Origin of the sequence: Streptomyces sp. MUM 2J (assembly GCF_022414535.1) — a bacterium.
In the GTDB taxonomy this organism is placed as follows: Bacteria; Actinomycetota; Actinomycetes; order Streptomycetales; family Streptomycetaceae; genus Streptomyces.
Genome location: NZ_JADWYM010000019.1, coordinates 56,291 through 75,249, shown reverse-complemented (window position 1 = coordinate 75,249; position 18,959 = coordinate 56,291). Strand labels below are relative to the sequence as shown.

The following is an 18,959-nucleotide window of genomic DNA, read 5'->3' as shown; positions in this document are numbered from 1 at the left end:
GACGACCACACACCGACTTTCACGCACGCAGGGTGTCGCCGTCAGGCGACCGGATCACTGACCCCGATCCGCTCACCCCCCGTACACGGCAAGGAAGACGAACCCTCATGGCCATCAGAACACCCCTGCGCGGAATCGGCCGGCTCATCGCCGCGCCGCTCGCCGTCGTCCTGGGCACCGCCGCCCTCGCCGCCTGCGGCAGCGGGAACAGCGAGAACACGTCCGCCAAGGACGACACCGCGAAGGCGGGCGCCGCAGCCGGAGCCTTCCCCCGCACCCTCAAGACCGCGATGGGCGATGTCAAGATCCCTGCCGAGCCGAAGCGTGTGGTCGTGCTCGACACCGGCGAGCTGGACGACGTCACGATGCTCGGCATCAAGCCGGTCGGCGCGGTCTCCCCGCACATGAAGACCGAGGGCGGCTTCCCCAACTACCTGAAGGACAAGGTCGAAGGAGTGACCGACGTCGGTCCGCTGCTGGAGCCGAACCTCGAGAAGATCGCCTCTCTCAGGCCCGACCTGATCCTGTCCTCCAAGGTCCGCCACGAGAAGGTCTACGACAAGCTGTCCGCCATCGCCCCGACCGTCTTCACCGAGACCACCGGCGGCCCCTGGAAGGAGAACCTGGCGCTCCACGCCAAGGCCCTCGGCCTGGAGAAGCAGGCCGCAGCTGCGCTGAACAACTACGAGACGCGGGCCAAGGCCCTCGGTGAAGTGATCAAGAAGAAGTACGACGGGAAGATGCCCACCGCGTCCGTCGTCCGCTTCGTGGCCGGCCCCACCCGCCTGTACCAGTCCAACGCCTACAGCGGCGTGGTGCTGAACGACATCGGCCTTGAGCGCCCGACGTCGCAGGTCTCCAACGACCCGGCGGTGACGATGAAGGATGTCAGCCCCGAGCAGATCGACCAGGCCGACGCCGACCTGATCTTCGTCACCGTCGCCGACGACCCGAACAGGACGCAGAAGAAGGACGTCACCTCCAACCCGGTGTGGAAGGACCTGAAGGCCGTCAAGGACGGCAAGGTCTTCGAGGTCCCGGACGAGACCTGGATGTCCGGCATCGGCGTCCAGGCCGCCGAGCACATGCTCGCCGACGTGGCCAGGGCCACCGGCGTCGAGCTGCCCCAGCAGTGACCTGACCCGGGTGCCGGGGGTGGACCGCACGCCGGTCCGCCCCCAGAACCCACGGCCGTACCTGCGCCGGACCCGCACCCCCACCGCCGTACCCGCACCCGACCGGAGACAGTGACACACGATGCGGCTGTACCTGCTTGCCCTCAACCCCACCGACTCGGTCACCGAAGGCTTCCTGCCCGCCGCCGCCCGGCTCGGCCTCACCGTCACCGTCCTGACCGACCAGGCCGAGGCCCACCGGCGCACGTACCCACAGATCGAGGTGCTGGAGTGCGACGTGCGCGACTTCTGCGCCGTCATCACACGGATCTCCACCCACCACACCCCCCACGCCGTCTTCACCAACAGCGACCACCTGCAGACCCAGGCCGCGCTGGCCGCCGCCTACTTCGGCCTGCCCGCCAAGGACTGGCGGGCGACGCTGCGCGCCAAGGACAAGGCCGAGATGCGCCGCCACCTGGCCGCCACCGGCGCCGACACCGCCTGGTCCACCGAGCTCGCCCCGGGCCAGGACCCGGCGACGCTCGCCTCACTGGACGTCCCATACCCGTGCGTCATCAAACCCCGGGAAGGCGTGGCCAGCGAGGACGTGGTCCTGGCCACCGAGCCCGAGGAACTCGTGGTGCACGCCAAGGAGATCCGGGCCCGCCGCCCGCAGGCGGCGCTGGTCGTCGAGGAGTACCTGTCCGGCGAGCTGTACACCCTGGAGACCCTCGGCGACGGCCGTCTGCGGCACGTGCTGGGCGGCTTCCACACCGAGCTGTCCCCGCCCCCGTACTTCATCGAGGAGCGGCTCACCTTCGTCCCGGCCCACCCCGAGGACGTCGTCGCCGGGGTCCTGACCCAACTCGACGCGCTGGGTGTGGGTTTCGGCGCCTGCCACACCGAGTTCGTCGTCCACGAGGGCCGGGCCCGGATCATCGAGGTCAACTACCGGGCCATCGGCGACCAGTGCGACCTGCTGCTGGCCCAGCTGCTCGACATCCCGCTGTTCGAGCACATCCTGCGCGTCCATCTGGGCGAGCCGCTGCCCGCAGACCTGGGCGCCAGCCGCGACGGCGCAGCCCGCCTTGAATACCCCTGCGCCGAACGCGCCGGAACCCTGGCCGCCGCCCCGGCTCCGGCCGAGCTGACCGTCGACGGCGTGAAACTGACGTACCGTCCACTGCGTTCCGTCGGCGAACGGCACGAGCTGTACCACACCAACCGCGACTACCTCGGCGTGCTGCGGGCCACCGGCACCGACCGACAAGCCGTGGACCGGGCCGTGGCCGGATTCCTCGCCACACAGCGCTGGGAGATCACGCCGTGACGACGACCGACATCACGGCCCGCCACCTCCCCGGTCCCCGACCGTCCCAGCAGGCCCCGCAAGCACTGGCCGCGGACCGCGACCCGGCGCAGGAATTGCTGCTGCGCGTGCTCAGCGCGCTGCTACGGGAGGACGTGGTGGGACTGCGCACCCGCAGTACGCCCGTGGAGCGGCCGGACGGGCTGTGGTTGCGACTGGTGGTGCCCGCCCGTGCCTCCTCTGCGGATGGCAGCACGTCGGGCCGGACAGGGCCGGGCTCCGCCGACGCTGCGTTGTTGCTGCCGGTTGTCGCCGACGGGTTCCAATGTGAGTACGCGGCCAGGCTGCCGCTGCTGCTGCGGGAAACGGGCGGCGGCGAGCCGGCCGGGCTGACCACACTCGAGGATGTCCTCGCCGCGCTGAGTGAACTCGCCGAGCCCGCCGGCCGCGACGGCTTCGCCGTCTTCCGCGAGGAGTGCCGCCAGACGCTGGCCACCATGCGGCTGCACGCCACGTCGCAGGAGGAGACAGCCGAACTCCTCACCGCCCGCCACGGTCCCGGTCCGGCCGGCTGGACCGGCCTGACCGGCAGCCTGGCCCTGGACACCCTCGCCGCCCGCCACGACCACCCCGTCTACCCCACCGCACGCGGCCGCTCCGGCCTCGGTGAAGACCAACTACGGGCGTACGCACCCGAGTTCCACTCACGCTTCATGCTGCGCTGGATCGCCCTGCCGCGCCACGCGGTCACCGTCCCCGGCGGCACCACGGCTCTTCCCCCGTGCTGGCCCACGCCCCGGGACCTGGGCCTTCCGCGGCTTGAGGACAGCCACCTCGTCCTTCCCGTCCACCCGCTGTCCCTCGGTTCCCCGCTGCGTGAGGCGCTTGGTGCCACCGGTTTGCACGGCGAGGCGGTCCTCGCCGACCGTGCCCGCCTGGAGGCCGTACCGACGCTGTCGATGCGGACCGTGGCGCTGGTCGCCGACCCGGGCCTGCACCTCAAACTGCCGCTCCCCACCGCCACCCTGGGCCGGCGCAACCGGCGCACCATCAAGCCCGGAACGCTGGTCGACGGCGCCGCGGGCCAGCGTCTACTGCAGACGGTGCTCGCCCGCGAGCCGCGGCTGGGGCAGAATGTCCTGCTCGCTGACGAGTCCGTCTACGCCCACGCCGGTCACGAACTCCTCGCCGTGCTGTGCCGCCGCTACCCGGCCGGCCTGGACAACTGTGTCGTCACCCCCTTGGCCGCGCTGTTGAGCCCGGCACCCGGCGGCGGGCTCGTGATCGACCATCTCGCCGACCGGTTCTACGGCGGTGACCCCCTCGCCCTGCTCGACGCCTTCCTGACGGCGCTCTTCGACCTGCAGACCACCCTCTTCGGCTACGGCATCGCCCTGGAGTCCCACCAGCAGAACATCTCCCTCGTACTGGACCCTCACCCGGCCGGTACGCGCCTGAGGCTGCTGCTGAAGGACAATGACGGGCCGCGCATCAACCTCGCCCGGCTGCGCACGCGGCTGGGAGCCGACGCCCCCGACCCGTCCGACTTCGACGACGCCCGCATCTTCAACCGGAGCGACCGGCCGGTGACTGACGTGTTCACCACCATCACCGTCCACCTGTGCGCGGGCGCCTACGCCTTCGGGCTCGCCCGGCACGGCCGCGCGCCGCTGGAGACGCTGCTGGGGCTCGTCCGCGACCGGCTCGCCGAGGCCGTCGAGCGGCTCGGCACCGGGCCCGGCGAACCCGGCGCGATCCTGCGCAGCCAGGTCCTGGACGCGCCGCAGCTGCCGATCAAGGCGATGGTCACCGCAGGCACCCTGCTCACCAAGGAGCGTTCGGGCGCAGCCGACATCAACAAGCACTACACCACCGGCCCCAACTACCTGCTGCGCGCGGGAGGGCCCCGATGAGCGCGCCCGCCGCTGCCGACGCCCTGCTGGGCCCCGCCCAGGACACCCCCCAACCCGCATTCGGTCGCCGCCACCTGCACGCCGTGGCCGGCTGCTACTTCGTGGCGTCCTTCGCCGCCCTGGGCCTGCCGCCCTACCTGACCGAGATCCTGCCGGAACTGGGCGACCGCACCGCCCACTGGGCCGGTGTGCTGTACGTGGTCCCCACGGTGTTCAGTGCCCTCGGTGCACCCTTGTGGGGCCGCCTCGCCGACCGCTTCGGACGCAAGAGACTGCTGCTGCGCGCCCAGCTCGGCCTGGCCCTCTCCTTCCTGCTCGCCGGATGGGCCGACTCCCTGGCCGCGTTCACCGCCGCACTGGCACTGCAGGGCGTGCTCGGCGGCACCTTCGCCGCCTCGAACGGCTACCTCGGCGCCGCGCTGGAAGGCCCGGCCCTGTCCAAGGCCCTGACGCTGATGCAGGGCAGCGCCCGTGCGGCCCTGGTCTTCGCCCCGATCGTCGTCGGCTCCCTCGCACCCTGGCTGTCCCCGCACCGCCAGTACGCGCTGCTCGCCGTACTGCCCCTGGCAGCCGCCGCGATGCTGTGCGCCCTTCCGGAACCCGGCCGACCCCGCCCGGCGCCGCCCCGGACACCCGAGCAGCGCGTCTTTGAGCAGGCATCCGGCGTGGATCACGTCCAGGACGGCGAGTCTGCGGCCCCTGGTCGCCGCCCGGGCCCCGGCGCGGCGTCCGGCGCTCCGGCACCCCTGGCGGAGGCCGCAAGCGGGCACGAGCTCAGCGCGAGCACGGCCATCGCTGCGGGCGGGCCAACCGCGTCGGAGGCCGCGGCGCGGGGCGGTGCTCCTGACGTGCGGTTGCCAACGCTCTACGCCCTGGAGTTCGTCTTCGTCTTCTCCACCGTCATCTCCTTCCCGTATCTGATCGCGCTCATCGAGGACCGAATACCGGGAATCTCCCCGGCCGCCTCCGGCGTCCTGTTCGCCCTGCCCCACCTGTGCTACCTGGTGACGGCCATGGCGGTGCACGCCGCCTTCCGCAACCGCCCCCGACTCGGGATCACGCTCGGCTTCACCTGCATCGCACTCGGCCTGGCCGGCCACGGAGTGGCCGGCTCGCTCCCGGCCCTGATCGCCGTACGCCTGGCTCTCGGCGCGGGCCTCACGCTCGGCCTGGTCTGCCTGTCGATCCTCGCCGCCGACTGCGCCAAGGGGCGCGCGCCCGGCGGAATGTTCGGCTCGCTGGAGTTCTTCTCCAAGGCCGGCGCGGCCGCCGCCGGCGCGGCCGCAGCGGCCGGCAACAGCTGGTCCGGGCCCACCGCGCCCGTGCTGACCGGCACCGCCGCCGCGCTGGTCACCGTGCTCGCGATCACCGCCCCCGCCCTCGTCACTCCCGCTCTCCGCACCCGCTGGAGCCGTTGATGTCACTGACCACCGCCACCACCCCGGCCCACACCGCTCCGACTGCCCCGGCCGCACCGCCCACCGCCGACGAGGCCGTCGCCCACACCCTCCTCAACTGCCTGCTGCGCGAGGTCTCCGGCCCCGAGCACCAGACCGCCGTCACAGACGGCCACCTGCTGCTCCGCCTGCCCCGCCGCGGTGTACTGCTGCGCGTCGCCCTGCGCCGCACCTCCCTGCTCGGCGCCCACCGCTTCACCGGAGGGGTGACGGAGCGGCGCAACGACGGCTGGGCGGAGGTCGACTGGCGGACGCTGGCCGAGTACACCCGCGCCGAACTGTGCCTGCGCACGGGCGTGCGCAACGAGGAGTTCCTGGGCCAGATCACCTCCAGCCACCAGGGCGTGGCCGCAGCACTCGCCGCCCGCGAGACCCGCCAGGAGACCGACGGCGACCCGCTCGCCACCTACCTGGCCTCCGAGCAGTCCCTCATGCTCGGCCACCGCTTCCACCCCACCCCCAAGGCCCGCACCGGCGCCCCCGCCTCCTGGGCGGCGTACGCACCCGAGACCGCGGCCCGCTTCCCCCTGCGTCACCTCGCCGTCCGCGACCACCTGATCATCGAGGAGACCGCCGCACCAGGTGCCACCGACCCCTTGGACGCGCTCCACCCGGCGATGCCCGACGGCTACCGGCTGCTGCCCGCCCACCCCTGGCAGTACGAGCTGCTGCGCGACCATCCGGCACTCCGAGAGGCCCTCGACCGGGGCGACATCCTCGACCTCGGCCCCGGCGCCACGCCCTTCGCCGCCACCGCCTCCGTCCGCACCCTCTACGACGGAGAGACGTTCCTGAAGTTCAGCCTGAACGTCCGCATCACCAACTGCCTTCGCAAGAACGCCAGCTACGAGCTGTCCGGCGCCGTCGCCCTCACCCGCGTCCTGGAACCGGTCCTGGCCGACCTCGCCGCCCGCTTCCCGGGCACCGCCATGCTGCGCGAGCCCGCCTACCGCAGCCTCGCCCTCCCCGGCCCCGACCGCCGCCCGGACCACGCCCTGCTGGAAGGCTTCGGCGTGATCGTCCGCGAGGGCCTGTCCCAACGGCTGCTACCCGGCACCACCCCGCTGCTCACAGCCGCCGTCGCCGACGAATACCCCTCCGGCCCCGGGCACATCTCCCGCCTGCTCGCCAGCGCGGGCCCGCAGCAGGCACTCGACTGGTGGACGGCCTACCTGCAACTGCTGCTCCCACCAGTCCTCGCCGCCTACTTCGACCACGGGCTGGTCCTCGAACCCCATCTGCAGAACGTCCTCGTCTGCGTCGACGCCGACGGCATGCCCGCCCAGGTCCTCCTCCGCGACCTGGAAGGCACCAAGCTGGTCCCCGAACACCACACCGACGCCCTCGCCGCGCTGCCGCCCGAGGTCGCCGCCCCCATGACGTACGACGCCCAGCGGGGCTGGGACCGCGTCGTCTACTGCCTGCTGGTCAACCACGTCGCCGAGATGCTCGCCGCCCTCGCCGACCTGCACCCGCACACCGAGGCCGACCTGTGGGGCCGGGTACGCGACACGCTCCAGACGCACGCGGACCGGCACGGCTGCCCGCCCCGACTGGCCGCCCTGCTCGCCGGGGTGCCGCTGCCCGCCAAGGCCAACCTGCTCACCCGCTGGAAGCGCAAGGCCGACCGCGAGGCCGGCTACGTCCGCCTGCCCTCACCGCTCGCCGAGGACGTGCTGACCGGCGCCGTCCGCGCCGACGCCCCCTGGCGCCTCCGATGACCCCGCCCACCGCCGCCGTGCGCGAGCGCGCCCTGTCCCTGCCGTCCCACGAACTGCCCGCCTACCTCTACGACCTGGCCGCACTGCGCGAGCACGCCGCCGCCGTACGGGCCGCCCTGCCCGGACGCGTCGAGCTGTACTACGCCGCCAAGGCCAACCCCGAGCCGGAGATCCTCGCCGCCCTCAGCCCGTACGTGGACGGCTACGAGGTCTCTTCGGGCGGCGAACTCGTCCACGTCGCCACAGCGGTGCCCGGCCGCACGCTGGCCTTCGGCGGCCCCGGCAAGACCCCGGCGGAGATCACGACCGCGCTGGAGCTGGGCGTCCAGCGTTTCCACGTCGAAAGCACCCACGAACTGCACATGCTGGCGGAGCTCGCGCGGAGCACAGCACCACGGGGCCCGGTCGGCGTCCTGCTCCGCTTCAACCTCCCGCTGTCCGCACGCTCCCTCCGGGGCAGCTCCCTGGCGATGGGCGGCCGCCCCACACCCTTCGGCACCGACCCGGCCCAGGCCGACGACCTCATCCGCCCGCTCACCGACGGCACGCATCCGCAGCTGGAGCTGCACGGCGTCCACGCCCACCTGGCCAGCGGGCTGCAGGCCCCCGAGCAGATCGCGGTCGCCGAGTCCATCGTGACCTGGTCCGTTCAGCTCGCCGCCCGGCACGGAGTCACGCTCGCCGAAGTGAACGTCGGCGGCGGCATGACGGTGGACTACACCAAGCCGGAGCACCGCTTCGACTGGGCCGCCTACGGCACGGGCCTGCAGCGCCTGGCCGACGCGCATCCGGACCTGACGCTGCGGATCGAACCGGGCCGGGCACTGACCGCGTACTGCGGCTGGTACGCAACCGAGGTACTGGACGTCAAGCACAGCCACGGCGAGCAGTTCGCCATCGTCCGCGGCGGCACCCACCACCTGCGCACCCCGGCCACCAAGGGCCACGACCAGCCGTGCACCGTACTGCCCGTGGACACCTGGTCGCACCCCTGGCCCCGCCCCGCGGCCCGGCAGCAGCACATCACCGTCACCGGCCAGCTGTGCACCCCCAAGGACGTGCTGGCGCGACGCGTCCCGGCAGCGGGGCTGCGGGCGGGCGACCGGATGGCGTTCTCGCTCGCCGGGGCCTACGCGTGGAACATCTCCCACCACGACTTCCTCATGCACCCACGGCCCGGATTCCACTACCTGAACCCGTGAGGCAGAACACACACACGACGGAACCGCGCACAGCTTCCCGGACTGCTGCACCCCGTACGGGCATCAAGCAGACTGGCCTCGGGAGCGGATGGCTCCCGGCAAGGTCATCGGTCAGCGGGCGACTTCGCGGTTCGCCATCAGCTCTGAGCCTCTGACCTGCATGTATGGGTCGGGTGGATCACGGAGAGGGCCGCGTGACCGCCCGGTCCGTGCGCGTCCGGCAAGCGCCGAGGGCGGTACGCCTCCACCGTCCCCGTGTCGACACCAGGACCGGGAAGTCACCCCGTGCCGCCCCCGGGATTCAAGCAGTGGTCCATGAGCGCTCCGGCGGACCGGGCGAACCCCTGAGCGCGCGCCACTGCGGCCGGAAGTGTCCCGTCGGAGGGTCCCGGACGCAGCCTCGTACGGGCCGCTCCCCCGCACGCACGGGCGCATGTGGCGGGAACCTCGCCGCTGGGCCATCCTGCCGCGGCCGTCTCCACCTCCGGGACGGGCACCGTGATCATTCCGCGAAGCAGTCGCGTCCGCCGCGCCCCTCGGGCAGGTGCACGGCCCTGGTGCCGGTCCCCGGGTGCCGAACGGAGTGGAGAGGGGGTGCCCGTCACTGGGCCGGAAATCGTCTGCCCGCAGCAGGCGGCATCCGTCGACTGGCGGCCGCACCCGACAAACGGGGGCGGGAGATAGGGGCTTCGTTTCGGTGACGGCCGCGACCGTGCGCCCGCTCCAAGGCGGCCGGGCCGGTTCGGGTCACATCTGGGACACGAAGCCCGCAGGTTGCATGCACCCCTCGCCGGACCGAGGTCACAATGGCCGGTCCGAGTAACGTTCTTGGGGGGATCATGCATGGCAGAACAGCGCTCGTCACCGTCACCGCGCTCGCCGCGCTGCTCACCGCGTGCGGCGGCGGCAGCGGGCAGGGCTCGGCGGAGGGCACGACGACCACAGGGAGCAAGGCCCCTTCGCAGACGGCCGATTGCGGGCCCGGCTCGGGCGGCCGGTGCAGCAGCGGCAGCGCCTCCCCCACCGCTGCGAAGCCGGACACCGAGCTGGCCGTCGGAGACGCCTTCGCCTATCAGGACGGCCTGAAGGTACAGGTCACGGGGATCAGCCGGATCACCAGGTACGGGGAGTACGACGAGAAGCCGGCCGCCGACAAGACGGCCTTCCGCGTGGCGTGGACCGTCACGAACGGCACCGACAAGCCGTACGACCTCGACAACCTGGGCTACGACGCCAAGGGCGCCACGAGCGGTGGTGAGACCGAGTTCCTCTACGTCGAGGTCGACTCCAAGCAGATGACGGGACGTCTCGCGCCGGCCCACAGCGGCAGGTTCACCTCCGAGTACGCGATCGCCAGGAAGGACGCCGACCGGATCGTCTTCACCATGAGCCGACTCGACGCCTTCATGGAGGACGACAGCGCGTACGTGGGCGAGGACCCGCACTGGACCGGCGCCGTCAAGTAGGCGACGCCCCGCGCGACCGGGCACCCCCGGAGCGGCACACTCCTCGGTCGCCCAGCCCCGGGGGGTGTCGCCGGCCGGCAGGCCGTGGTGCGTGTGCACCGGCGGCGTGACGCCGCCGGCGGTCACCGGGCCACCGGGCACCGGCCGGGACTGCGGCGTCCGGGTGGAAGAGTCCGGGCCTTCGGGTTCGGCGGGCCGCCGGCAGGAACATTAGGCCAATGACGACCTGGTTCGACCATGCCCGCACGAAGAGTCGCGACGACGAACGAGAACGGCAGGCGAACCGCACCGTGCTCGGCGCGGTCGTGCTGGCCTTTCCCGTGCTGAAGGTGGCATGGACGCTCGGCAGCAGCTCGGCAGCCAGCGAGGTGTTCCTGACCGCCGGTATCAGGAGCTGGTCGGACGCCTTGAGCGGGATGGTCCTGACCGACGCGCTGCTCGCCTCGGTGCTGGCGATCGTCGTCTGCCGGCTGGTTCCCTTCCGGTTCCGCAGGGCCCCGGCAGCCGGTGGTCCCGCGACCGGCTGGCTGGTGGTCCTGGCCCTGGCCCTGGCCGTCCCGCTGGCCTTCGGAGTCATCGTCGGAGCCTGGCACGGGTGGGCCTGGGGGCTCGCCACGGCCCTGATCGCCTACGTCCTTCGGGTGGGCAGAGAACTCGCCGAACTCCGCCGCGGCGACGGTCCGCGGACGGCGTCCGGCACCGTGTCCCTCGTCCTCAGTCTGGTCGTCGCCGCCGCGCTCCCCCTCGTCGCCCTGGGCTCCTGCCTCAACGGGCGCTCCTGGGCCCCGGTCCTGCTCTGCGACGTCGACGTCGGTACGGGGCCCGAGCGGGAGCGGGTCATCGAACTCAGCCGCACCGGTCCCGGTGTCGTCGGCTGGGGCCTCTCCGGCCACGAAGCCGTCAACGGCATCCGCTGCGCGCTCGCCGAGGACCAGCAGGTCCGCGCGCCTGTCTGGGACAGCTGAGACGGCCGGACGCCGCCGCCGGCCCGCGGGGACGCCACGGTTCCCACCGTCCGCGGGTCCGCGGGCGCGCCCGTCCGCAGTCCTCGCGTGCCCGGCAGCCGCTCGTGGTGATCGCGTCCCGCACGTCCCCGCGGCCCCGCGGTCCGGTTCCGCCGGTCGGCGTGTCGACGCGGCCACCGGGGTGAGTGTGGGCGCCCCGGAGCCGCGGCGGGTGCGTCGGTCCGGCGCGCGGGCCGTCTCAGGCGCACCATGGTGCGTGCGGAAGGCGGAGCACAGCACACGGGACACAGCGCGCTGAAGGCGCAAGGCAGCGCACGGGGCACGCGGCGCGGAGCACACGACGCGGATCGCGGGCGCCGAACGCGTGACAGGGAACGCTGAGCGCCGCATCCCGGGCATCGAGCGGGCGGTCAAGGGCGGAACACATGCATGTGGCCAGTAGCGGTATCAGCGGGACCACGGCCGAGGCGCTGATGTACGTCTGGTTCCTCCTGGTCGTGCTGTCCGCCGTCTACGTCGCGTACGACGCGTTCACCAAGAACCCCGAGCTGACCGTGATGAAGTGGGGCTGGGTGCTGGTGACCCTGTACATCGGCCCGATCGGCGCCGCGCTCTACGTGCTGTCGTGCAAGGAACCGAGGCCGGGGGCCCACGAACGGTTCGTGGCACCGCTGTGGAAGCAGGCCCTCGGATCCACCATCCACTGCGTGGCCGGTGACGCCACCGGCATCATGGCGGCAGCGGTGATCGTGTCGGACATCGGTCTTCCGCCGTGGGGCGACAGCCTGACCGAGTACGTCGTGGGGTTCGGCTTCGGCCTGCTCGTCTTCCAGGCCCTGTTCATGCGGGACATGCTCGGTGGAAGCTACCTCCGGGCGGTGCGCTCCACCGTGTTCGCGGAGTGGCTGTCGATGAACTGCGTGATGGGCGCCATGGTGGCCGTACTCGTGATCATCCGGAGTCATGTGCCGGGCGCCGGCGACGCCTCCGACGTCCGCTTCTGGGCCACGTTCTCCCTCGCCGTCCTGGCCGGTCTCGCCTTCGCCTATCCCGTGAACGTCTGGCTGGTGGCCAACCACCTGAAGCACGGGATGGGAACGGTGCGGGTCCTGGGGCAGGGCGGCGAGGCAGTGCACGAGGAGTCGGCCGCGGCAGCCCCGGCCGACGGTGGAATGGACATGACGGAGAGTGAGGTGACCCGGGAGCAGAAGGCCGCCATGGCCACGCTGACCGTCGTCTTCCTCGCCGCAGGTGTGCTCCTGGCCGGGATCTTCGGGCACCTCGACTGACGAACCGGGAAGCCGGCAGGCCATCAGCCGTCGAACTGACGAACCGGGGAACCCCGGAACCGCCGTGGTGCGCCCGGTCCCCCTGCTTCGTGCCCCACTTCGTGTCTCAAAGGCGTTCCGCCGCTCCCCGCGGGGCCCCGTCCGCTCGCTCCCCTGTTCAGAAAGGGTGATCCAGGCGTCGTCGCCGTGACCCGCCCCGTGTGCCGGCGTTGAACGGGAAGTGCGGCGGCGCAACCTGCCGCCGCGCTCCCCCTAGTCATAAGGAGAACCTGATGTCTCGCATCGCGAAGGCAGCCGCCGTCACGCTCGGCACGGGCGCCGTGGTGCTCAGCGGGGCCGGCATGGCCCTGGCGGACGCGGGCGCCCAGGGTGAGGCCATCGGCTCGCCCGGCGTGCTGTCGGGCAACGTCGTGCAGGTTCCGGTTCACATCCCGGTCAACCTCTGCGGCAACACCGTCGACGTGGTCGGCCTGCTGAACCCGGCGTTCGGCAACACCTGCGTCAACGAGAGCGGCCACGGCCACGGCGGCTACGGCTACTGACGTCGTAGCACAGCATCCACGCGAGAGCCCCGGCACCTCGAGCGCCGGGGCTCTCCCCCGTGGCCGGACCCGCCGGACGGGGTCACGCGTAGCGGTAGATCCGGCCGACGTCCTCCAGCGACTGCGGCGTCACGTCCCACGGCGGCAGCTTCTCGTGCCGGGCCACGATCCGACCGCGCTGCAGGTCGCCGAGGCCCGGCGGCTGCTCGGGCAGGTAGTGGGCTCCGCGGTGGAGGCGCTGCCAGCGCGTCCACTGAAGGTCGACGAAGGCGTGGTGGAGCCAGAAGACGGGGTCGTTGACGGAGGCTCCGCCGAGCATCGCGCCACCGACCCAGCGGTGCACCCGGTTGTGGTTGTGCCAGGAGGCGCTGCCCCGCCCGGTGCCCCAACCCTCCAGCTTGTTGCGGAATCCCTCGGTGGCCGTGGAGTCCCAGGGCGCGGCGTCGTAGACACCGTCGTCCAGCGCCCACTGGAGCTCGCGCGGCGTCGGCAGCTCGATCGGATGGCGGGCGCGGCCCAGGTCCCGGGTGAGGAACCTCCCGTCGGTCACGCCCTCCTTGATCGTCCAGTTGCCCTCGGCGTAGGCGAACGGGCCGGTCGTCACCTGCTGGTCCGAGCGGCGTCCGTTGCCGCCGAGCAGGTCGTCCGTCCAGGGCGCCCCGGTGGTCCTGCGGTCGCGGGTCCAGTCCCAGTAGGGGAGGGTCACCGAGTCGTCGACCCGGCGCAGCGCCCCCTCCAGCTCCAGCAGGAACCTGCGGTGCCAGGGCAGGAAGGACGGGGTCATGTGGCCCGCCCGCAGTCCGTCCTCGCCGTCGGCGATGTAGTAGTCGATGTGCATCCGTACGAACGCGTCGTACTCGCCGCGCCGTTTGACCTCCAGCATCGCCGTGACGAACCGCCGCTTCTCGGTCGCGGTCAGCGTACTGACGTCCTTACGCGTGTACGTCATGCTCTCCCCCCGTGTGGTGGTGCCGGCCGTGCCCGGCGGCCGGTGCGGTGCCGTGCCCGATGCCGTGCTCGCGCAGTTGCTCGTGGGGGCCGAGCGCGTCGACGGCGGCGCGGGCCGCCGCGAGCGGGGTCGGGTACGAGCCGTAGTGGTCGACGACGCTCAGCCAGCTGCCGTCGGCCCGCCGCATCAGGTGCAGCGGGCGTCCGTCGACGGTGACCCGCCAGCGTTCGGGGTCGACGGCGCGTGTGCCGGGGACGGGGACGCCCTGGATCCGGCGGCCGTGGTAGGTCTCGTCGAAGGCTCCGTCCGCGCCGCCGTCCGGGGCGCGCGGCGGGCGGGAGGCCGCGACGACGGGGGCGAGCGCGAGGGCGAAGGCCGGGGCGAGCAGACCGCGCAGCACCTCCCGCCGGGTTCCGCCGCGCGACCCGGGTCTGGCCGCTTTCGCCGTGGCCGGCTCCGTCCCCACCGCCACTGCACCGACGCCAAAGACCATGCTGTGCTCCTGTCCGGTTCTCGGGTTGCTCGTAGCCGTAACCGCCCGGCGGCACCGGTGGTCACCACAGCCCGCCCGGACGGCCGTCCACGCACGGGGCCGCGGACCCCGGCGGTGGTGTTCCCACCGGGATCCGCGGCCTTCGCCGGTCGCCGTTTCGCCGCGGCTACAGGCCGGGGCCCAGCCCCAGATCGGCGCCCGGCACCGCCTGGAGCACCGGCGTGACGACGCCGGCCTGGGGCAGCTTCGCCCCGGGCAGACCGAAGGCGTCGGCGTCGGGCGGGGTGAGGGGGAGGTCCGCGGTGAGGCCCGGGCCGAGGGTGCGCAGGCCGGAGGCGGGGGCGTCGAGGGCGACGTGGTCGAAGTCGTCCCCGAGGGCGTGCGGCAGGGGCGCGCGCAGATCGGCGCCGGGCAGCCCGGCGCCGATCGGGAGCTGCGGCAGGGCCCGCTCGGGTACGAGGCGGCCCTCGACGTAGCGGGGCCCCTCGGGCGCGCCCGGCGTCGGCAGGGGCAACTCGCCTCCCAGCTTCGGCAGCTCCATGTTGAGGGACTGCTCGACGCCTTCCAACGGGACGGGCACGGGCACCGTGCCGGCCGCGACGGCGGGCGTCGCACAGGCGGCGGCACCGGCCGCCGCGGCCACGCACGTGATCGCGGCGGCGAGGGTTCCTCGGGTGGTCGACTTCATCTCGGGTACGGGACCTTTCGCAGGTTCGGCAGCTTGGCGTGCGTACCGAGTAACGAGCCGGAAAACAGCCCCAGCGCACAATTCCCCCGAGTGCCCCAGTAGTCATTTGTCGGCTCGTATGCCCGCCCGTGTGAAAGGACCGGCATGCGCACACGCGCGGACGTCCCGGCGCCCGCCGGAGTCCTGACGCCCGCCGGACCTGGTCGTCACCGTGCCCGCACCGGTCCGCGGCGGCAGCGCCGATCCGATGTGCCGGTCCGCGGGGTGCGGCGGCACACGAGGGCGGGCGGCCGGCGGTCGCGCGCGGGAGTGAGGCGGTCCAAGGGGGCGGACGGTACGCGGTCGCGCGCGAGGGCCAAGGGGGATCCGGAAGGCGGTACCCGGACGTCGGACCGTCCCGTCAGCCGGTCCAGAAGTCCCACCAGCGGGTCAGGACGAGCATCCCGACGACACCGACGTGCAGCACGGACGGCAGCCAGGTGAACTCTTCGAAGAACGTCCGCGCCCAGGCCGGCGCCGGCAGGAATCCGTGCCGTACGTTCACGGAGGTGACGTGCCAGAAGAGCACGATGGTGCCGGCCCAGGCCAGGCAGCACCACAGGCACAGCGCGTTGATCCGGTACAGCGACTCGAACTGGAGCCAGGAGACGAAGCCCACCCCGAACAGGCAGCCGGCCCAGAAGGCCAGCCAGTACCAGCGGGGGAAGACGGCACCGGCCGTCAGGCTCATGCCGACGCACACGACGATGCCGTAGGCCACCAGGCCCAGCATCGGGTTGGGGAACCCGAACACCGAGGCCTGGTCGCTCTTCATCACGCTGCCGCAGGAGACCACCGGGTTCAGACTGCAGCCCGGGGTGAACCCCGGTTCCTCCAGCAGCTTGAACTCGTCGATGGTGATGGCCCAGGACGCCACCAGCCCGGCCGCGCCGGTGAGCACCAGCAGCAGGGCCGACGCCCGGCCGCCACCCGCGGTCCGCGGATCCTTCCGCGGGGGCCCTGCCGCGGGATCGGCCATCAGCCGCGCAGGCTGCGCGCGGGGAGGACGACGTGCGCGGCGGCGGTCAGTGTCTCCTCGGCGCCCGCGAACGCGCTCAGCGCCTCCGGGGTGACCGGCTTGCCGGGCTCGGCGTCGGGCCACGGGCGGGAGGTGAACACCAGGTAGGCGTATCCGCGTTCCTCGACGGCCGCGAGCCACTCGGGCGGCGGCGTGCACTGGGCGTTGAGGTTGGGCATGGTGACGACGGCCGAACCGGCCTCGACGAGCAGGGTCACCGGCAGGCTGGGCTTGGCGGAGCCGTCGACGAGATCGCCGCCCACGGGCAGGCCGGTGTCGCCGAGCAGCCGCTCCACGGCGGCGGTCGTGGCCGCCCCGCCCCCCTCGGCGTCACCGAGGGAGTAGGCCAGCAGGTAGGGCATGTCGGCACCGTCGGGAGCCTCGCCGCTCCACGGCATCACGACCAGGGTGCCCAGGTCGGCGACGTTGAAGGGGCGGGTTTCGCTTGAGGTTGAGGTCACCGCGCGACCCTATCGGCGGACCGGCGGACCGCTCCGCACGCGCTCACCCGACCGGACGACGTACGGGGGGCTGTCCACACGAACGAGGGACGGGTCTCGAACAGGCCAGTGACGGCGACGGGACGGCGGGCTCCCCGGGCGTGACACCCCGGTCTCCCGGGCGACACCGCCGGGTACGCCCGGGCAGCACGCCGAGGGCCGGTCCCGCCGTCCGCGGAACCGGCCCTGCCGCCGATCTGCTGCTCAGCCCTGCAGCGGCAGCCCGCCCAGCAGCTGCTGGTGCTGGTTGAGGGCGCCGGTGGCGCCCTTGACGGTGTTCAGCACGGAGTCCTTGTTCTCGGTGTCGAGCGCGTCCGACTGGTGCTGCAGCGGCATGACGTCGATGGGGCCCTTGGTGAGCGAGTTCACGGCGCCGTTGAGGCTGGTGGGCGTCAGGTCGGCGGTGTTGTACGCGAACGCGGGCGCGGCGGCACCCGCGAGCGCGACGGACCCGGCAACGACGGCGGCAGCCTTCAGGGACTTCATCGGGTTCCTTTCTTCGGCGACCGAGGTCGCCTCAGCAAATTCTGACGCCCTGACCAACGATCCACGCCGGGTGCGGAAACCCCGTGCGCAGAAATTTCTGCACGGGCACGGAAAGCCCACCCGAACGAAGGGTGTGACCCGTCGGCGTTTCCCCTTCTCGTATGAGAGCCCTGAACGCCCGCCCGGCCGGGATCAGGCGGCGGGAAGATCTTCACCGGTCGGCAGCGAGGGCACCGTCGCCGGAAGGGCCGGCGCCTCCGGCAGGCTCGGTGCCTCCGGAAGAGGCGGTGCCTCCGGAAGGGACGGTGCCTCCGGAAGGGACGGTGCCTCCGGAAGGCCCGGCAGCGAGGGCAGGCCGGCCAGGTCGGGTGCGGGCAGTCCGCCCGCGAGCAGGGTGGCGGTCAGCAGGTTGACCAGGCCGGTCACCACGGACGTGGCCGCGGGCACCACCTGGCCGACGTCACCGGAGGTCGCCGCCGTCACCAGGGCGTCGATGGCACTCTGCAGTGCGGTCAGCGCGTCGTCCCTGGCGTCGGCCGGTGCGGCGGCCCGGCCGGGTCTGGCGGCGGCCCCGGTGAGCGAGGGCAGGCCGGGCAGCGTCGAGGCCGACGGGGCCCCGGGCGCCGCCGCAGCGTCGGGGACGGTGGCGGGCGATGCCGCCGGAGCCCCCTGAACGGCCTTGGTGACGGCCTCCCTGGCGACGTCGGCCAGTTGGGTGGCCCGGTCGGCCGGGAGCTGACCGTCGGCACGGAGGGCGGCATCGAGCAGACCGGCGACCGGGGTGAGCACACCGCCGACGTCGCCGCGGCTCCCGGACCGCGCGAGGAGCGCGTCCGCGCCGGGGACGGGCGCACGGGACGCCGCCGAGGTGCGCTCGTACGCCGCTTCGGCCGCGACGGCGGCGGGGGCGGCGAACCCGAGGACGAGGGAGGCGCACAGTGCGGTGCTCGCGATACGCCGGGCGGGCAGACCACGCATGGAGGTTCCTTTCGGTGGTGCGTCGGATCTCGTCGCCCACCGTGCGAGTGGCGTTCGCACTCTGCAACCGAGCAAACGCGACGAGTGATCACGCGATTGCCTCGCCGCCGTCGTCCTCCCAGGTGGGACGGCCCATGCCGGGCCACACCACCGGCCGACGCCCTGCGCACCCGTTCGGGGCAGCACTCACCCGGACGCCATAGAACGAACCGGCCGCCCTCCCCGTGGGAGAACGGCCGGTCGCAGCCCGCGGGACGACGTCAGTCGTTGACGCAGGTGTTGCCGAAGGCCGGGTTCAGCAGGCCGATCACGTTGACGGTGTTGCCGCACACGTTGACCGGGACGTGGATCGGAGCCTGGAGAACATTGCCCGACAGCACACCCGGGGAGTGGGCGGCGGCGCCGTGCGCGCCGGAGTCGGCGGCGGCGACACCGGCGCCGCCGGCGACGGCCGCGACGGCCGCGGTGGTCAGGACCAGACCCTTCGCAATACGCGACATGGAGAGGTGCTCCTTGGGATTGACACAAACACCCGGGCGGGATGCCCGGCGCTGTGTCAACGCGCGGCACCCTGCGGGGTTGTGCCGCCAAAGGAGTGAACTGCCGACAGGCCGGACTCCACCATTCCGACATGTATGAGTCATTTCTCCTGATTAGTCCGTATAGCCGTTAGAGTTGCCGGTCTCCCGATGCCCCTTCTGCCGTCCCACCACATCCGTGACACACCCTCAGGCCGCTCCCGACGCCGTGGAGTCCACCCCGGACAGCACTGCGGGCAGCCGGCCGGGGCCTGCCGCCGAAAGGGAACCGCCGGTCATGCGCCACT

19 protein-coding genes are annotated in these 18,959 nt (G+C 72.6%); 10 read left to right on the top strand and 9 right to left on the bottom strand.

The annotated features are described in order from the left end of the window. Positions 1-107: 107 nt before the first annotated feature. The 6 genes from I3F54_RS17405 to I3F54_RS17380 all read left to right on the top strand — a co-directional run bounded on the left by I3F54_RS17405 (position 108) and on the right by I3F54_RS17380 (position 8,720). A complete protein-coding gene (locus I3F54_RS17405; protein ID WP_240119715.1) occupies positions 108-1,136 on the top strand; it encodes an ABC transporter substrate-binding protein in 1,029 nt (342 codons plus the stop codon). 121 nt (positions 1,137-1,257) lie between these two features. After that, positions 1,258-2,448: an acetyl-CoA carboxylase biotin carboxylase subunit family protein gene (locus I3F54_RS17400; protein ID WP_240119714.1), complete on the top strand. Its 1,191-nt coding sequence runs from the start codon at positions 1,258-1,260 to the stop codon at positions 2,446-2,448. Further along, positions 2,445-4,340, top strand: coding sequence for an IucA/IucC family protein (locus tag I3F54_RS17395; RefSeq protein WP_374205933.1), 1,896 nt, complete (start codon positions 2,445-2,447; stop codon positions 4,338-4,340). The genes I3F54_RS17400 and I3F54_RS17395 overlap by 4 nt, the downstream gene beginning before the upstream one ends. Next, complete coding sequence (locus tag I3F54_RS17390; protein WP_240119713.1) at positions 4,337-5,758, top strand: MFS transporter; 1,422 nt, start codon at positions 4,337-4,339, stop codon at positions 5,756-5,758. The genes I3F54_RS17395 and I3F54_RS17390 overlap by 4 nt, the downstream gene beginning before the upstream one ends. Further along, positions 5,758-7,518, top strand: coding sequence for an IucA/IucC family siderophore biosynthesis protein (locus tag I3F54_RS17385; RefSeq protein ID WP_240119712.1), 1,761 nt, complete (start codon positions 5,758-5,760; stop codon positions 7,516-7,518). The genes I3F54_RS17390 and I3F54_RS17385 overlap by 1 nt, the downstream gene beginning before the upstream one ends. Beyond that, positions 7,515-8,720, top strand: a complete 1,206-nt coding sequence (locus tag I3F54_RS17380) for a type III PLP-dependent enzyme (protein ID WP_240119711.1) — start codon at positions 7,515-7,517, stop codon at positions 8,718-8,720. Before I3F54_RS17385 ends, I3F54_RS17380 begins: the two co-directional genes overlap by 4 nt. A gap of 278 nt (positions 8,721-8,998) precedes the next feature. Here I3F54_RS17380 and I3F54_RS32120 read toward each other — a convergent pair whose 3' ends face one another. Beyond that, positions 8,999-9,565 carry a DUF6415 family natural product biosynthesis protein gene (locus I3F54_RS32120; RefSeq protein ID WP_275676336.1) on the bottom strand — a complete coding sequence of 189 codons (567 nt, stop codon included), beginning with the start codon at positions 9,563-9,565 and terminating at the stop codon, positions 8,999-9,001. Here I3F54_RS32120 and I3F54_RS17370 point away from each other — a divergent pair. From I3F54_RS17370 to I3F54_RS17355, 4 genes are all read left to right on the top strand, one after another. After that, positions 9,560-10,186 carry a hypothetical protein gene (locus tag I3F54_RS17370; RefSeq protein WP_240119709.1) on the top strand — a complete coding sequence of 209 codons (627 nt, stop codon included), beginning with the start codon at positions 9,560-9,562 and terminating at the stop codon, positions 10,184-10,186. The two genes, I3F54_RS32120 and I3F54_RS17370, sit on opposite strands and share 6 nt — an antisense overlap. A gap of 218 nt (positions 10,187-10,404) precedes the next feature. Beyond that, a complete protein-coding gene (locus I3F54_RS17365; protein WP_240119708.1) occupies positions 10,405-11,151 on the top strand; it encodes a hypothetical protein in 747 nt (248 codons plus the stop codon). Between the two features lie 425 nt (positions 11,152-11,576). Further along, positions 11,577-12,440, top strand: coding sequence for a DUF4396 domain-containing protein (locus I3F54_RS17360; protein ID WP_240119707.1), 864 nt, complete (start codon positions 11,577-11,579; stop codon positions 12,438-12,440). A gap of 272 nt (positions 12,441-12,712) precedes the next feature. Then, a complete protein-coding gene (locus I3F54_RS17355; protein WP_240119706.1) occupies positions 12,713-12,982 on the top strand; it encodes a chaplin in 270 nt (89 codons plus the stop codon). A gap of 82 nt (positions 12,983-13,064) precedes the next feature. Here I3F54_RS17355 and I3F54_RS17350 read toward each other — a convergent pair whose 3' ends face one another. The 8 genes from I3F54_RS17350 to I3F54_RS17315 all read right to left on the bottom strand — a co-directional run bounded on the left by I3F54_RS17350 (position 13,065) and on the right by I3F54_RS17315 (position 18,633). Further along, complete coding sequence (locus I3F54_RS17350; RefSeq protein WP_240119705.1) at positions 13,065-13,931, bottom strand: tyrosinase family protein; 867 nt, start codon at positions 13,929-13,931, stop codon at positions 13,065-13,067. Next, a complete protein-coding gene (locus I3F54_RS17345) occupies positions 13,915-14,424 on the bottom strand; it encodes a tyrosinase cofactor (RefSeq protein ID WP_240119704.1) in 510 nt (169 codons plus the stop codon). Before I3F54_RS17345 ends, I3F54_RS17350 begins: the two co-directional genes overlap by 17 nt. A 166-nt stretch (positions 14,425-14,590) precedes the next feature. After that, complete coding sequence (locus tag I3F54_RS17340; RefSeq protein ID WP_240119703.1) at positions 14,591-15,112, bottom strand: hypothetical protein; 522 nt, start codon at positions 15,110-15,112, stop codon at positions 14,591-14,593. 400 nt (positions 15,113-15,512) lie between these two features. Next, on the bottom strand, positions 15,513-16,130 hold the full coding sequence (locus I3F54_RS17335) for a vitamin K epoxide reductase family protein (RefSeq protein WP_240119702.1): 618 nt from the start codon (positions 16,128-16,130) through the stop codon (positions 15,513-15,515). Then, a complete protein-coding gene (locus tag I3F54_RS17330; protein ID WP_240119701.1) occupies positions 16,130-16,630 on the bottom strand; it encodes a DUF5949 family protein in 501 nt (166 codons plus the stop codon). Before I3F54_RS17330 ends, I3F54_RS17335 begins: the two co-directional genes overlap by 1 nt. Positions 16,631-16,873: 243 nt before the next feature. After that, entirely contained in the window at positions 16,874-17,155 is a 282-nt protein-coding gene (locus I3F54_RS17325; protein ID WP_240119700.1) for a hypothetical protein, read from the bottom strand. A gap of 192 nt (positions 17,156-17,347) precedes the next feature. Then, positions 17,348-18,133 (bottom strand): hypothetical protein, encoded by a 786-nt coding sequence (locus I3F54_RS17320; protein ID WP_240119699.1) that lies wholly within the window; start codon positions 18,131-18,133, stop codon positions 17,348-17,350. Positions 18,134-18,393: 260 nt separating this feature from the next. Then, the gene (locus I3F54_RS17315; RefSeq protein WP_240119698.1) at positions 18,394-18,633 is read right to left on the bottom strand and encodes a chaplin; all 240 of its coding nucleotides are present in this window, start codon (positions 18,631-18,633) and stop codon (positions 18,394-18,396) included. Positions 18,634-18,959 lie beyond the last annotated feature (326 nt).